This window comes from Streptomyces sp. BHT-5-2 (genome assembly GCF_019774615.1).
Classification (GTDB): Bacteria; Actinomycetota; Actinomycetes; order Streptomycetales; family Streptomycetaceae; genus Streptomyces.
In genome coordinates this window covers 4,197,241-4,210,559 of sequence record NZ_CP081496.1, presented here as the reverse complement: position 1 = coordinate 4,210,559, position 13,319 = coordinate 4,197,241, and the positions used below count along the sequence as shown (strand labels likewise).

The window sequence follows — 13,319 nt, the reverse complement described above, 5'->3', positions numbered from 1 at the left end:
CAGCGCCCCGTGAAGAGATGCGAGCCTACCGCCGCCCGAAGTAGTGCCCCTGCTCCAGGTCCGCTATGAGTCCCTGGTGGGTCGGCCGCCAGCCCAACAGCTCGCGGGTCAGTGCGCTCGATGTCCGGACGTCGGCCGCGACAAAGCGGCCCAGCCAGCCGAAGTGCCGCTCCGCGTCGTCGGATGAGACGGAGGCGGTCGGAAGGCCCAGCTGTCGGCCGATCACCTCGGCGACGCTGCGAAACGGTACGCCTTCTTCGGCGACGCCATGCAGCACGGACCCGGCCGGGGCCTTCTCCAGGGCGAGGCGGAACAGCCGTGCCGCATCGCTCCGGTGCACGGCGCACCAGCGGTTGCCGCCGTCGCCGACATAGGCGGAGACGCCCTTGTCGTGAGCGATGTCGATGAGGGCCCTGACGAAGCCGTGATCCCCTTCGCCGTGCACCGACGGGGGCAGGCGCAGCACCGACGAGCGCACCCCGCGTGCGGCGAAGGCGAGCGCGGCCTGCGCCGCGGCGGCCCGAGGGGCGGCGACCGCACCGGGCGCGGGTACGTCCCGTTCGGTGGCCGCCCGGCCTTCGGTGATCGCTATCGTGCCGGACGCGATGACCAGGGGCCGGTCGGAACCCTCCAGTGCGCCACCGAGCGCCTCGATGGCACGCAGATCGGTGCGTGCCGCGTGCTCGTACCGCGAGAAGTCGTGGATGAAGGCGAGGTGGACGACGCCGTCGGTCGCCGCGGCGCCGGTGCGCAGGCTGTCGGGGTCTTCCAGAGAGCCGCGATGCACCTGTGCCCCGGCGGCCGTCAGGGCGTCGGCCGAGGCGTCCGAGCGCGCGAGCCCGAGGACTTCGTGGCCCGCGCCGATGAGTTCGGGAACGACGGCGGAACCGATGAAGCCGGACGCGCCGGTGACGAATACACGCATGAGGGGACTCCTAGCGCTCCACCGTCCTCCGCGCAGCATGCGCCGAGGACGGGCTGATGTCAGTCACTGACATCAGCCATAGCACTCGATGTCAGTGACTGTCATCGCGTAGGATGCGGGCCATGAGTCGATGGGAGCCCAACGCGCGTGGCCGACTTGAGCAGGCGGCATTGGAGCTCTACACCGAGCGCGGATACGAACAGACCACCGTGGCGGAGATCGCCAAGCGCGCCGGCCTGACGGAGCGCACGTTCTTCCGCTACTTCCCCGACAAGCGAGAAGTCCTGTTCGCCGGCGCCGGCTCGCTCCAGGACCTCCTCGTGGACACCGTCGCCGAGGCGCCGGAGAGTGCGGCACCGATCGACGCGGTGGCCGCGGCGCTCGATGCCGCCGCCGCGCAGTTCGCAGAGCGCTTCGACGGAGCCTGCCGGCGCCAGGCCGTCATCACGGCCAACGCGGAGCTCCGGGAACGCGAGTTGATCAAGCTCGCCTCGCTGTCCACGGCCCTCGCCGACACCCTGCGCCGCCGCGGTGTCGGCGAGCCGGCCGCGAGCCTCACGGCCGAGGCTGGCGTCGCCGTGTTCAAGATCGCGTTCGAGCGGTGGGTCGGCGCAGCCGAGGAGCAGGACCTGCCGCATCTCATCCGGCAGTCGCTCGACGAGCTCAAGGCCGTCACCGCGGGCGCATGACCCCGGGGGCGGATCGCCGGGACCCGCGAGGTGACCAAGGCGATGAGCTGGTCCACAGCCGAGTACGCGGTGCTGCTCGGCGGTCGGCCGTAGCCGACGATCAGGCCGTGCGCACGGGGCGCCCCGTGCCAGAACGGCCCCGGCCCCAGCAGCGCGACGGACCGGGCGCGGGCGTCGGCGATCACCGCGTCCTCGTCGCGGATCGATAGCAGGGCGTGCAGCCCGGCCGCGAGGCCGGTGAGCGGCAGTCCGGCGGCGACCAGATGGTCCCGACGTCGCCGGTGCTCGCGTCGCGTACGGTGGACATGGCGGTCGAACGGCCCGCTGCGGATGAGTTCGACCAGCGCCAACTGATCGAGTGGCGGCGCCTGTTGGCGCACCACGCGCTCCGTCGCCGGCCCGCGGGGCCGGGGTGGGAGACCAGCCACCCGAGCCGCATCGCAGGGGCGAGGGTCTTGGCCGTGGTGCCCCCGTAGATGCCCCCATAGACCACCCGGGCCGGGTCGGAAGTGGTGCGCCGGGGTCGCGAGCACCGCCCGGGCCGGGGTGGCCGCGAGTGCGGTGATGTCGAGGCCCCGGCCGTCGACGGGAACGGGGTGAACGGTCAGGTCGGCGACCGGTGCGTACGGCGCCCTGAGACCGGTGGGAGGGGGCTGCGCGCGTTCCGGTGAGGACCTAGTGGTGTTCCGGCCCGGTCATCGTGTCGGCGATGATGCCGGCGAGGCGGTGCAGTTGGGCGGCGAGGGTGTGCCGTTCCTCGGGTGTGAACTGCGACAGTGCCCGGGACTGGCGTGCGCGTAGTTCGGTGCGCATGGTGGTGAGCCGCCGGGTGCCGTCGTCGGTGAGACGGATGAGGACCTGGCGTTCGTCCTGCTCGGAGCGCCGCCGGGTGACGACGCCGTTGGCCTCCAGTTGTTTGAGCATCCGGGTGGCGGTGGGGACGCTGATGTCCGCGTTGGTGGCGAGCCGGCCGACCGGCAGACCGTCGCCCCCGGCGTCTTCCGTGAGCGGGACGAGCAGGGCCAGCTGGGCCATGGAGAGTCCGGCCGCGGAGCGGCCGACGGTGGCGGCCCGTGAGCGGCGCATGGCGTAGAACAGCCGGTCGGCCGCCTGGGCCAACTCCTCCACACCGACTTGGTCGGAGGCGGGGTCCCGGTGGTCGGCGGCGGAGCCCTTGCTCGTGTCTGGCATGACTGTTAGCTTACTCAATGAATTCATTAGCGAGCTAGGTAATAGGGAGCTAAGGATCATGGAATTCCCCGCACGCATAGACGTCCACCAGCACATCGTTCCGCCGGTCTGGGCCGACGCCCTCGCCGCACACGGTCTGGACTCCGGCGGCTGGCCCATCCCGGCCTGGAGCCCGGACAGCGCGATCGCGATGATGGACCGGCAGGGCATCGCCACCGGCGTGCTCTCGGTCACCGCGCCCGGCGTCCACCTCGCCGGCGACGCCGAGGCCCGCACCCTGGCCCGCGCCGTCAACGAGTACACCGCCGAGGTCGTCAAGGACCGCCCCGACCGCTTCGGCCACTTCGCCGGCATCCCCCTGCCCGACGTCGATGCGGCCCTCGCCGAGGCCGTCCACGCGCTGGACACCCTGGACGCCGACGGTGTCGTGCTGATGTCCAACGCGCACGGCCGCTACCTCGGCGACCCGTCCTACGAGCCCCTGTGGGACGAACTCGACCGACGTGCGGCCGTCGTCTTCGTCCACCCCGCCCAGCCCCCGCTGCCACTGCTGCCAGGCACCCCCGCACCGCTGGCCGACTTCGTCTTCGACACCACCCGCAGCGCCCTCGACCTCGTGCTCAAGGGCGTGCTGCGCCGTCACCCGAGCCTCCGTGTGATCCTCTCCCACGGCGGCGGCTTCCTGCCCTACGCCGCGTACCGCTTCTCCGGCCTGGCCCCCCTCGCGGTGGACCCGGACCGCGACGCCGACGACGTGCTGCGCGACCTCAAGCGCTTCTACTTCGACACCGCGCTGTCCGCCAGCCCCAGCTCCCTGCCCGCCCTGCTCGCCTTCGCCGAACCGGGCCACGTCCTCTACGGCAGTGACTGGCCCTTCGCGCCCCAGGAAGCCGGCACCTACTACAACCACCACCTGGAGACCTACCCCCACTACACCCCGGGCCAGGCCCGGGCCATCGACCGCGGCAACGCCGAGGCCCTCTTCCCCCGTCTCGCCCGCTGACGCCGTACCGGCGGCGTTGGTGCGCCGGCAGGGGCCGGTGCATGGTGGAGAGGTGGCTGTCCGGCAGCTCGTGGCCGGTACGCGGCAGCCGTGGAAGTCGAGCCATGCGCTGCTGTTGATTCCGCTCGTGCTCATCGTGACGATCTCGGTCGTGGACCTGCTGGTGCCGGCCGATGTGCATCTCGGGCCGCTGCTGGTGATCGCGCCGGCGATCACCGCGTCGTTCGCCGGACCGTGGCGGACCGGCTTGATCGGGCTGCTGACCGTGGCGGCGCAGGCCTTCATCGGCTGGCACTTCGATGTGCTGTTCACCCGCAACGTGCTGGTGCAGATCCTGGCGATCGCGGTGCTGTCGGGCCTGGTGGTCTTCTTCTGCCTGGCGCGGGAACGGTACCGCGCGGAGCTGGCGCAGGTGCGGTCGGTGGCCGAGGCCGCCCAGCATGTGCTGCTGTGGCCGCTGCCGGAGCGGATCGGACCGCTGCAGATCGCCTGTCTGTACCTGGCCGCCGAGGACGAGGCGCAGATCGGCGGGGACCTCTACGCCGCCACCCGCACCGACAGCGCGGTCCGGGTGATGATCGGAGACGTACGGGGCAAGGGCCTGTCCGCCATCGGCGAGGCCGCCCTGCTGCTGGGGGCCTTCCGCGAGGCCGCCCACCGGCACACCACCCTGCAGGATCTCGCCGCCACCCTGGAGGAGAGCGTCGCCCGCTACCTCACGGACTTCGAGCCGGCGGAGGAGGCGGGGGAGCGGTTCGCCACCACCTTGCTGCTGGAGGTCCCCGACGGTGACCACATCACCCGCATGACCAGCTGCGGTCACCCCCCGCCCCTGCTGCTCAGCCCCGGGGGCGCCGTCACCGCCCCGAGTCTGCATCCCGCGCCCCCGTTGGGGATCGGAGGCGTCGGCCCGGCCGGCTACTCCCTGGACGTGGTCTCCTTCCAGCCGGGCGACACGCTGCTGCTCTACACCGACGGCGTCGTCGAGGCCCGCGACGCCGCCGGCGACTTCTACCCGTTCGACGAACGGGCCGCCCAGTGGACGGGGAACAGCCCGGAGACGTTGCTGCACCACATCCGGCGCGATCTCCTCGCCCATGTCGGCGGGCGCCTCGCCGACGACGCGGCACTCATCGCGCTGCACCGCACACCCACCGTGCACCGCGGCCGGCACACCGTGCGCGGCCTGCGGCTCGGCGGATTCGGCCACTCCTCGCACGAGGAAGTACCGGCAGCCGACCCGCCGGACTCCACACGCGCCTGGTCCGGCTCCTCGGCGCCCGAGGACACCCGCCCGTCGTGATCGTGGCCGCGGACGGGGCGGACGAGGTGGACGGCCCGGTTCACTTCCTCGTGCGGTGGGTGGGCCCGCCCTGCACGGCCAGGGCGATGCCGTCGAGCAGCGGCTTGAGCCCGAACGTGAACAAGGCGTCCAGGTCGAGGTCGTAGCCGCCGTCCAGGCTGCGTGCGGTTCGGGTGAAGACCGGACAGCGGTCGGCCGCGACGATCGCCTCATAGGCCGAGGTCTGACGGTCCATCCACTGGTCCGCGGACAGCCCGGTGGCCGCCTCGGCCTGAGCCGCGCGCTCCAGGTGCACGGCGATCCCCTGCACATAGCTGTAGAGGAGGACGTGCAGGTCGAACATGGCCGCCGGTTCGAGGCCATGGCCGTCCAGGGCGGCGAGTGCCCACTCGGCGTGGACCATCAACTCCGGCAGCATCAGCGGGCGGGTGAGCGTGTCGACCTGTGCGAGCCAGGGGTGCCTGCGGTAGATCCGCCACAGGGTGTGCGCACCGAGTTCCAGCCTGGCGCGCCAGTCCTCCGGCGGGGTGGCCGGATAGCTCTCCTCGCCGAACGCCGCGTCGGCCATCAGCCGTACGAGGTCGTCCTTGCCTGCGACGTACCGGTACGGGGACATGGCGGCGACACCGAGCCGGGCGGCGACGCTCCGCATGGACACCGACGCCAGTCCCTCGCTGTCCGCGATCTCCGTCGCCGCGCGGACGATCCGCTCACGGGACAGATCGTGCTCGGAGGCGGCCGGGGACGGTGAGCGGCGCCTGGCCGCGGAAGGCCGCTCCGGCGACGGCGTACGGTCCCCGGCCACCGCCACGGTGCCGACCCGGGGGTGGGCCTCGACCAGCCCCTCCAGGCGCAGCGTGGTCAACGCCTTGGTGGCGGTGGCCAGTGCGACTCCCCACTCACGGGCGATCTGCCGGGTCGACGGCACACGCTCGCCCGGGGCGATGGTGCCGTCGAGGATGCGGCGGCCGATCTCGTCGGCGATGCGCCGGAACGGCGGGTCGGAGGTCGCGGCCATGTCGTCGGCTCCCTGAGAAATTTTTCGCGCCCGCGGCAGCTGTACTAGTTCAGACCCTACCAGCGCGGAGGGCGGGAAAGTCGCCTCTGGACTAGAACAGCAAGCCACAAAGGCCAGTTGGTGCCGCCGCGCATACGTCGTACATTCAGTCGCGTACAGCGTATGAAGGGGCTTGTCCACATGAAGACTGCACGCACGAAGACCGTGCTCATTTCCGGTGCCGGTGTCGCGGGGGCCGCGCTCGCCTCCCTCCTGTGTCGGGACGGCGTCGCCATCACGGTCGTGGACAGCGCGCCGGGAATACGCCGCGGCGGCCAGGCGGTCGACATCCGGGGCGTCGCACTCGAAGTCGTCGACCGGATGGGGCTGTTGGGCGCGGTCCGGGACCGCCGCACCCGGATGCGGGGGATGTCCGTCTTGGACGGCGACGGGCGGGAGATCGGCCGGTCCACCGAGGCGACCTTCAGCAGCGGCCGGCTCGACAGCGACGACATCGAGCTGCTGCGCGAGGACTTGGTGCGCCTGCTGCACCAACGCGCCGGAACCGACGTCGAGTTCCTCTTCGGGGACAGCATCACCGCGCTCGACCAGGACGCGACCGGTGTCCGGGTCGCCTTCGGGCACGCCCGCCCACGGACGTTCGACCTGGTCGTGGGGGCGGACGGACTGCACTCGGGCGTACGGCGCCTGGCCTTCGGGCCGGCGGAGCGGTTCACCCGCCCGCTGGGCATGCAGCTGGCGATCTTCAGTGCGGACAACTTCCTGGCCCTGGAGGACTGGCAGGTGTGGCTCAGGGACGGCGAGGCCGGCTACGGCATCTATCCCGTGCGCGACAACAGCGAGTTGCGGATCTCGTTCGGCTTCGCGGCCCGGCCGGCCACAGCCGTCGACCGCGACCCCGAACGGCAGAAGCAGGCGGTGGCCGACCGGATGGCGGAGCTGCACTGGGAGACCCCCAGGCTGCTGAAGGCGCTGTGGGAGGCGCCGGACTTCTACTTCGACGCGATGACACAGGTACACCTGGACCGCTGGTCGCACGGCCGGACGGTGCTGCTGGGCGACGCCGGATACTGCGCCTCACCGCTCTCCGGCCAGGGGACCAGCCTCGCTCTCGTCGGCGCCCATGTCCTCGCCGACGCGCTGCGCCGTGCCGAGGGCGACCACCGAGCGGCGTTCGCCGCCTACGAGGAGCGCATGCGCCCGTTCGTCGCGCTCAACCAGGCGCTGGCCACCGAGAACCCCGGCGCACCGGCCGCCGGGGCGTCCGTGGAGCGCGCCAAGAACGCCATTGCGCTCGACGGATGAGCGGGCTGACGGCGGCCGCGACCTCGCCCGTGGTTCGGACGGCGGGGGGAATCAGGTCCTGGGCCGCCGTCCGCTGCGGCGGCGCGCCGGCTCCGCGCCGTCCAGGAGTTCCGTCCGGCGCTCCTCGCCGTGCGTCTCGACCTGCACCACGATCCGGCGCAGCAGCTCCGCCGTCCATTGGCACTCCGACGCGTCGAGCGCTTCGGTGACGAACACCTCCTCCGCGTTGAACTGCGGGAACAGACGGTGCATCAGCGCCTCGCCGTCCTCGGTGAGACTGAGCAGCACCAGGCGGCCGTCGTCGGGGTGGCCGGTCCGCCGGAGCAGCCCGCGGGACTCCAGGGTGCGGGCGACCCCGGTCAGGGTGCCCTTGGAGATCCCGGCCTCCTCGGCGACGTAACGGGTCTCCGACTCGCCCCAGATCCAGATCACCCACAGCACGACGAACGCCGTCCACGTCAGGTCCGCCCCGCGCAGCACGGAGTTCTCCAGATGCTGCCGAACGGTCGCGGCCGCCCGGTAGATGGTGGCCACCACCGCCATCTGGTCCTGTCCGATCGGGACGCCGCCGAGCTTGGTCTCGACGAACTTCTCGGCCTCGATGAGGGAACGTTGGCCTGGCACGGGCCCTCCTACAGTCGCCGGTGTACGGCCCGGCCGCGCACCCGACAGTCCGCGACCGTTCGGAGCCAAATTGTAGGTGGGCCGGACGTCGGATGACGTCCGGCCCACGCTCCGCCGGTGCGGGATTCAGGCGTTTGCGCGCCTCAAGGGGTGGGCCCGCTCCAGTAGGCGTCCTCCCACCGCAGCGAGTCCGGGCTGAACTCGACCTCGACCCGCTCGGAAGCCTCCGGCCGCAGCGAGAAGGCGTACTTGCCGACGACCGTCTTCCCGGGCTGGACGGCGTCGGTGATGACCTTCTGGCGGCCGCTGCCGTCGATCACCAGCTGTGCCGAGTCCCCGCCCGCGTCCTTGACGTTCGGGATGCCGGTCTCGACGTCGGCAGGCCGGGAGCCGGTGTTCAGCACGGTCACCGTGACCTCGACGGCCTTGTTCCCGTTGGCATGCCCGTTGGCGTACGCGTCCGGGGTGAACGGGGCCGGCTTGGAGATCGTGACCTTCAGACCGTTGCCGAAGGTGTACGCCTCACCGAAGGACAGATGCCGCTTCTCCTCCTCGGCCGCCTCCGACGCCTCGGCGGCCTTCTCCTCCTTGACCTTCGCGCGAGCGTCGTCGACGACGTGCTTGACCGCCACCACGGTGAACACCGCGCTGCCCGCGGCTATCAGCAGACCCACGATGCCCAGGGCGAGTCCGCAGAGCGCCATGGCCTTGTTGGTGGCGCGGCCCTTGCGTGCCTGGCTCATTCCCACCGCGCCGAAGACCACGGCCAGGAGGGCGGGCAGCCAGGAGAGCCAGAACAGGATGATGAAGATGCCCAGACCGAATCCGACCAGCCCGAGGACCAGTGCGGCGATGCCCATGCCGTTGCTGGGCCGGCCGGTGGGCACCGGGTACGCGGCCGGATACACCGGGGGCGCCACCGGGTGTACGGGGCGGGGCACGTCGACCGCGTCGGGCGCCGGAGGGGCCCACGGGTCGTGCTCCGGTGTCTGGCGATCCGCGGTCGTGGAACCGTCGGGTGGGGTGGGCGTAGTCATGCGGATCCTTCACGCGCGTCGCTGAACAGGAAGATTACCAAGCATTTTCCGTATTTATTACCTTGCGCGGTCAAGGGGGGCCGCACCGGAGCTCCGCTCTAGTGGGAGGCGGCGAAGCGGGACGGCGGCAGGCCGAAGGCGCGGGTGAAGGCGGCGGTGAACGCGGCGGGGGAGGCATAGCCGAGGCGGCCGGCGACCTCGCTGACGGACGCCGTGCGCAGCAGCGGAACGGCCGCGAGCAGGCGGGCGCGAGAACGCCAGAGCGCGGGGCTCTCGCCGGTCTCCGCCCGGAACCGGCGGGTGAAGGCCCGTTCGCTCATGGCTGCCCGGCCGGCCCATCCGGCATTGGTGACGCCCACATCCGGGGCGGCCAGGTAGGCGCGGCAGAGCGCCGCCAGGTCGCCGGAGGAGGGAATCGCGACATGGAACGGCAGCGGGGTGCGCGCGGCGATCTCGTGCAGCAGCAGCGCGGCGATGCATCCTTCCCGGCCGGACAGGCTGTAGTCGGCCTCGAACTCCACGGCGCTCAGCAGCAGTTCGCGCAGCAGCGCGGGCACGTCCACGACGGTGCAGGTGGCCGGCCACCAGGGCACCGCGGCCGGCTCGATGTACAGGCTCCGGGTGCTCACCCCCAGCATGCGGACCCGATGCCGGGTGGCGGCCGGAATCAGCACGGCACGCTCGGGCGGAACCGTCCAGGTGCCCGCGGCGGTGTCGACGACCATCACGCCGGTGGCGCCGTAGAGGAACTGTGCGCGCCGGTGCTCGTGCCAGTCCAGCACGTGCCCGGACGGGTAGTCGGTGCCGATCGGCAGGACCGCCCGGTCGACGTGGTCGACGGAGTCCAGAGCGATGTTCCTCACTCCGGTCACTGTACTGGCCGAGTTGCGAAGAAACGGTGCCGATCTTCGAATGCGGGACGGTCGCCGCAACTGGTGGGGTGGTCCCGTGGACGTTTTGGCATTGATAGGAATCGGGCTCGTCACCGGCGTGACGACCGTGGTGTTCGGGTTCGGCGGCGGGTTCGTCGCGGTCCCGGTGGTGGTGTGGGCGGACGCCGTGCTCGGCGCGGACGCGATGCGGGTGGCGACCGCCACCTCGGCCCTGGTGATGGTGGTGAACGCGGGCTTCGCCACGGCCGTCACACCACGCCGGGTACTGGCCGCCCTGCGCGGCAGCGGCGCACTGCTCCTCCTGCTGGCGGCCGGCGCCGCAACGGGCGCCCTGGCCACCCGACTTGCCCCGGCCGCCCTGGTCCGCTGGGCGTTCGTCGGATACGTGGCGCTGACCATCGTCGATCTGCTGCTGCGGCCCGGCTTCCTGCGCCCGCGCGTACCCGTCGCGACGAGCGCCACCGCACCACGGCCGATACCGGCCCTGTTGGGCGCGCCCATCGGCGCGATCGCGGCCTTCCTCGGTGTGGGCGGCAGCGTCATGACGGTACCCGCGGTACGGCGAGCCGGGCACCCGATGCGGGTGGCTACGGCCCTGGCCAACCCGCTCACCGTGGCCATCGCCCTGCCGGCCACCGCGGTTTCCCTGGGCGCCGCCGTGCTCCCGCCGGCCGACGCCGCCCAGGTGCACCTGGTCGGCCTCGTCGACATCGGCGCCGCCGCGGCGCTGCTCGTGGGCGCCCTGCCGGTCATCGCCGTACTGCGCCGGCGCCCGCCGCGCATCCCGGACCGCCTCTACGCCCAGGTGTATGTCGGCCTGCTCGCCCTGGTGGCGGTGGCGATGCTGCTGTCGGGTTAGGCACGGCCAGGGCGCGCCCGGTCTCGTCGTCGGGACGGCCGGGGCAGGGGGCGGTCCCCCTGCCCCGGCCCTCACCGTCGATGTGTCAGGAGGCCGAGGGCACTTCGATCTCCGCGCGGACCGTGCGGGCGGCGGCGACCAGGTTCTCCAGGGAGGCGCGGGTCTCCGGCCAGTCACGGGTCTTCAGACCGCAGTCCGGGTTGACCCACAGCCGCTCGGCGGGGATGGCCGCAAGCCCCTTGCGGAGCAGGGACGCGGCCTCCTCCGTGCCCGGGACGCGCGGGGAGTGGATGTCGTACACGCCCGGCCCGGCCTCGCGCGGATAGCCGTGCGCGGCCAGTTCGCGCGCCACCTGCATGTGCGAGCGGGCGGCCTCCAGGCTGATGACGTCGGCGTCGAGGTCGTCGATCGCCTGGACGATGTCACCGAACTCGGCATAGCACATATGGGTGTGGATCTGGGTGCCCGGCCGGACGCCACCGGTGGTCAGCCGGAACGCCTCCGTCGCCCACGCCAGGTAGGCCCGGTGGTCGGCGGCGCGCAGCGGCAGGGTCTCCCGCAGCGCCGGCTCGTCCACCTGGATCACCGAAGTGCCCGCCGCCTCCAGGTCGTTCACCTCGTCGCGCAGGGCGAGGGCCACCTGGCGGGCGGTGTCGCCGAGCGGCTGGTCGTCGCGGACGAAGGACCAGGCGAGCATGGTCACCGGGCCGGTGAGCATGCCCTTGACGGGCCGGCCGGTCAGGGACTGGGCGTACGCCGTCCAGCGCACCGTCATCGGCTCCGGGCGGGAGATGTCACCGGCCAGGATCGGCGGGCGGACGTAGCGGGTGCCGTAGGACTGCACCCAGCCGTGCCGGGTGGCCAGGTAGCCGGTCAGCTGCTCGGCGAAGTACTGGACCATGTCGTTGCGTTCGGGCTCGCCGTGCACCAGCACATCCAGGCCGGCCTTCTCCTGGAACGAGATCACCGCCTGGATCTCGGCCCTGATGCGCGCCTCGTAGCCCGCCGGGTCGATCCGGCCCGCGCGCAGATCGGCCCGCGCGGCCCGCAGCTCGTCGGTCTGCGGGAAGGAGCCGATGGTGGTGGTCGGCAGCAGCGGCAGGCCCAGGTGCGCGCGCTGCGCGGCGGCCCGCTCGGCATAGGGCTGGGGGCGGCGGGCGTCGGCCTCCGTGACGGCGGCGGCACGGGCCCGTACGGCCGGGTCGTGGGTGATCGGCGAGGCCGCGCGGGAGGCCAGGTCGGCCCGGTTGGCGGCCAGTTCGGCGGCGATCGTGTCGGTGCCCTGGGCGAGGCCCCGGGCGAGGGTGACCGCCTCCGCGGTCTTCTGCTTCGCGAAGGCCAGCCAGCGCAGGATCTGCGGCTGGATCTCCCGCTCGGCCGCCGCGTCCAGCGGCACATGGAGCAGCGAGCAGGAGGCGGACACATCGACCCGGTCGGCCAGGCCGAGCAAAGTGCCCAGGGTGGACAGCGACTTCTCCAGGTCGTTGACCCAGATGTTGCGGCCGTTGACCACTCCCGCGACCAGCCGCTTGCCGGGCAGTCCGCCGACGGCGGCGAGGTCGTCCAGGTTGGCGCCGGCGGCCCCGGTGAAGTCCAGCGCAAGCCCGTCCACGGGGGCCTTGGCCAGCACCGGAAGCGCCGCGCCGAGCCGGTCGAAGTACGAGGCGACCAGCAGCTTCGGGCGGTTGGGGAGGGCACCGAGGTCGCGGTAGGCGCGCTCGGCGGCGTTCAGTTCGGCGGGCGCGCGGTCCTGCACGAGGGCCGGTTCGTCGAGCTGCACCCACTCGGCGCCGGCCGCGCGCAGATCGGCGAGGACCTCGGCGTACACCGGCAGCAGCCGGTCCAGCAGGGTCAGCGGGTCGAAGTCCGCGGGCACGCCCGGCGCGGGCTTGGCGAGCAGGAGGTAGGTGACCGGGCCGACGAGCACGGGCCGCGCGGTGAGGCCGAGCGCGAGCGCCTCGGCCAGCTCCGCGACCTGCTTGGTCGGGTCGGCCGTGAACACGGTGTCCGGGCCCAGCTCCGGCACCAGGTAGTGGTAGTTGGTGTCGAACCACTTGGTCATCTCCAGGGGCGCCACGTCCTGCGTGCCGCGCGCCATGGCGAAGTAGCCCTCCAGGGCGTCGGCCGCCACGGCGGCGCGGTGCCGGGCGGGGATCGCGCCCACCATGACGGTGGTGTCCAGGACGTGGTCGTAGTACGAGAAGTCACCGGTCGGCACCTCGTGGATGCCGGCCTCGGCGAGCTGCCGCCAGTTGGTGCGGCGCAGTTCGACGGCCGTGGCGCGGAGGGCGTCCGCGGTGACGCGGCCCTTCCAGTAGCCCTCGACGGCCTTCTTGAGTTCCCGGCGCCGGCCCTGCCGGGGGTAGCCGTACACGGTGGCCCGTGCTGCCGCGACTGCGGACTTGGTGGTCACGGAGATCTCCTTCGCGAGATGGATCCCTGAGATCCCGGGGACGGGACGAGAGCGCGAAG

12 protein-coding genes are annotated in these 13,319 nt (G+C 72.3%); 5 read left to right on the top strand and 7 right to left on the bottom strand.

The features are described from left to right. Nucleotides 1–25 precede the first annotated feature (25 nt). Nucleotides 26–925: an SDR family oxidoreductase gene (locus tag K2224_RS18665; protein ID WP_221907652.1), complete on the bottom strand. Its 900-nt coding sequence runs from the start codon at nt 923–925 to the stop codon at nt 26–28. Nucleotides 926–1,047: 122 nt separating this feature from the next. Between K2224_RS18665 and K2224_RS18660 the strand changes: the two genes are divergently transcribed. Beyond that, nucleotides 1,048–1,614 (top strand): TetR family transcriptional regulator, encoded by a 567-nt coding sequence (locus K2224_RS18660; protein WP_221907651.1) that lies wholly within the window; start codon nt 1,048–1,050, stop codon nt 1,612–1,614. Nucleotides 1,615–2,289: 675 nt separating this feature from the next. Here the strand turns inward: K2224_RS18660 and K2224_RS18655 are convergent. Further along, the gene (locus K2224_RS18655; protein ID WP_221907650.1) at nt 2,290–2,805 is read right to left on the bottom strand and encodes a MarR family winged helix-turn-helix transcriptional regulator; all 516 of its coding nucleotides are present in this window, start codon (nt 2,803–2,805) and stop codon (nt 2,290–2,292) included. A 58-nt stretch (nt 2,806–2,863) separates the two neighbouring features. Here K2224_RS18655 and K2224_RS18650 point away from each other — a divergent pair, with 58 nt between their 5' ends. Both K2224_RS18650 and K2224_RS18645 read left to right on the top strand, forming a co-directional pair. After that, complete coding sequence (locus K2224_RS18650) at nt 2,864–3,808, top strand: amidohydrolase family protein (RefSeq protein WP_221907649.1); 945 nt, start codon at nt 2,864–2,866, stop codon at nt 3,806–3,808. 52 nt (nt 3,809–3,860) lie between these two features. Beyond that, nucleotides 3,861–5,111, top strand: coding sequence for a PP2C family protein-serine/threonine phosphatase (locus K2224_RS18645; RefSeq protein ID WP_221907648.1), 1,251 nt, complete (start codon nt 3,861–3,863; stop codon nt 5,109–5,111). A 40-nt stretch (nt 5,112–5,151) separates the two neighbouring features. Here the strand turns inward: K2224_RS18645 and K2224_RS18640 are convergent, their stop codons facing one another. Then, nucleotides 5,152–6,129 carry a TetR/AcrR family transcriptional regulator C-terminal domain-containing protein gene (locus tag K2224_RS18640; protein ID WP_221907647.1) on the bottom strand — a complete coding sequence of 326 codons (978 nt, stop codon included), beginning with the start codon at nt 6,127–6,129 and terminating at the stop codon, nt 5,152–5,154. Between the two features lie 180 nt (nt 6,130–6,309). Between K2224_RS18640 and K2224_RS18635 the strand changes: the two genes are divergently transcribed. Next, nucleotides 6,310–7,434: an FAD-dependent monooxygenase gene (locus tag K2224_RS18635; RefSeq protein ID WP_221907646.1), complete on the top strand. Its 1,125-nt coding sequence runs from the start codon at nt 6,310–6,312 to the stop codon at nt 7,432–7,434. Between the two features lie 51 nt (nt 7,435–7,485). Here K2224_RS18635 and K2224_RS18630 read toward each other — a convergent pair whose 3' ends face one another. The 3 genes from K2224_RS18630 to K2224_RS18620 form a co-directional block, all read right to left on the bottom strand. Then, nucleotides 7,486–8,058: a MarR family winged helix-turn-helix transcriptional regulator gene (locus K2224_RS18630; RefSeq protein WP_221907645.1), complete on the bottom strand. Its 573-nt coding sequence runs from the start codon at nt 8,056–8,058 to the stop codon at nt 7,486–7,488. 143 nt (nt 8,059–8,201) lie between these two features. Beyond that, complete coding sequence (locus K2224_RS18625) at nt 8,202–9,095, bottom strand: DUF4190 domain-containing protein (protein ID WP_221907644.1); 894 nt, start codon at nt 9,093–9,095, stop codon at nt 8,202–8,204. Between the two features lie 98 nt (nt 9,096–9,193). Then, entirely contained in the window at nt 9,194–9,958 is a 765-nt protein-coding gene (locus K2224_RS18620; protein ID WP_221907643.1) for a helix-turn-helix domain-containing protein, read from the bottom strand. Nucleotides 9,959–10,043: 85 nt separating this feature from the next. Here K2224_RS18620 and K2224_RS18615 point away from each other — a divergent pair, with 85 nt between their 5' ends. After that, nucleotides 10,044–10,847, top strand: a complete 804-nt coding sequence (locus K2224_RS18615) for a sulfite exporter TauE/SafE family protein (protein ID WP_221907642.1) — start codon at nt 10,044–10,046, stop codon at nt 10,845–10,847. Between the two features lie 85 nt (nt 10,848–10,932). On the opposite strand, the gene metE is transcribed toward K2224_RS18615, so the two are convergent. Continuing rightward, nucleotides 10,933–13,260 (bottom strand): 5-methyltetrahydropteroyltriglutamate--homocysteine S-methyltransferase, encoded by a 2,328-nt coding sequence (metE, locus tag K2224_RS18610; RefSeq protein WP_221907641.1) that lies wholly within the window; start codon nt 13,258–13,260, stop codon nt 10,933–10,935. Nucleotides 13,261–13,319: the final 59 nt, after the last annotated feature.